Raw genomic sequence first — 1021 nt, 5'->3', positions numbered from 1 at the left:
GCCTCCTGGGTTTCCCAGGCTAGTTTTGAGCCTCTGGGCTTAACAATCGCCGTTGCCAAAGACCGGGCGATTGAATCTTTAATGCAGGTGGGCGATCGCTTCGTCTTAAACGCCCTGGAAGAAGGAAATTATTTAGGACTAATGAAGCACTTTTTGAAGCGCTTTCCCCCCGGTGCTGACCGCTTTGCCGGCGTAAAAACCCAACCGGCTGAGAACGGCTCCCCGATCTTGGTGGATGCCTTGGCGTATCTAGAATGCGAAGTCTTTAGCCGCATGGAGTGCAGCGATCACTGGTTAGTTTACTCTCAGGTGACTTCAGGTCGGGTGTCTAAATCTGCCGGAATGACTGCAGTTCACCACCGCAAGGTTGGCACTTACTACTAACTGACACAGAGCTAACCTGTAAGGAAATAATCCTGGCTGTTGATGCCTACACCTACTTCTTGAATAAGAAAGCTCAGGTAACATAAACTGTCCTCGCCAAATCACCCTAATCAGCCCCAAACTGGTCTTCATAGGCCGCAAAGTCTGATGGAGACAGGATAGTGATCTTACCAAATTGCTTCAGCGTCAAAAAATCCTTGTCGCCCGTAATAACACAAAAGACAAGTAATGTCACTGGAAGTTCTTTACTGATTGAAAGTGGCTAGGAGGTTCAATCAAAAGGCAAACTTGCTCTGTGATTCAAATAGCACTTGGGGATCACTCAGCAGTCTTTGTGACTTCTCCAGTTTCAGCAACAGAACCAAAAATATCATCTACTCTTTGACGAATTGCTAACATACTCGCTGGTATATCTTGTCTCAAAATATTTTCGACTAAAGCTGTTGGGAAGATACGCTTTGGCGTAACACAAAAATCATAAATGAGATCTATTCCGGCTTTTGGGTCAGATAAACTCCAGGGTTCTAAACACCAGTAGCCAGAAAAAGCTTTCATGTCTCCCTCAATTAACTGATAACGTATTTCCTGAGGAAACTTTTCTTCTACTTCGAAAACTGAACGAGCTGAGAAGCTCATT

At 45.1% G+C, this 1021-nt stretch carries 2 protein-coding genes; one reads left to right on the top strand and one right to left on the bottom strand.

Annotated elements, in window-relative coordinates; all coding sequences use genetic code 11:
- Window positions 1-384, top strand: a 384-nt coding sequence (locus AC2VE5_RS28515) for a flavin reductase family protein (RefSeq protein ID WP_486890876.1), incomplete at its 5' end; no start/stop codon positions are given.
- 318 nt (window positions 385-702) lie between these two features.
- Here the strand turns inward: AC2VE5_RS28515 and AC2VE5_RS28510 are convergent.
- A partial coding sequence (locus AC2VE5_RS28510) for an SRPBCC family protein (RefSeq protein WP_486890874.1) occupies window positions 703-1021 on the bottom strand: 319 nt, incomplete at its 5' end.

The organism is Aliterella sp. E5.1, assembly GCF_057473825.1.
This window is presented reverse-complemented; position numbering and strand designations above follow the sequence as displayed.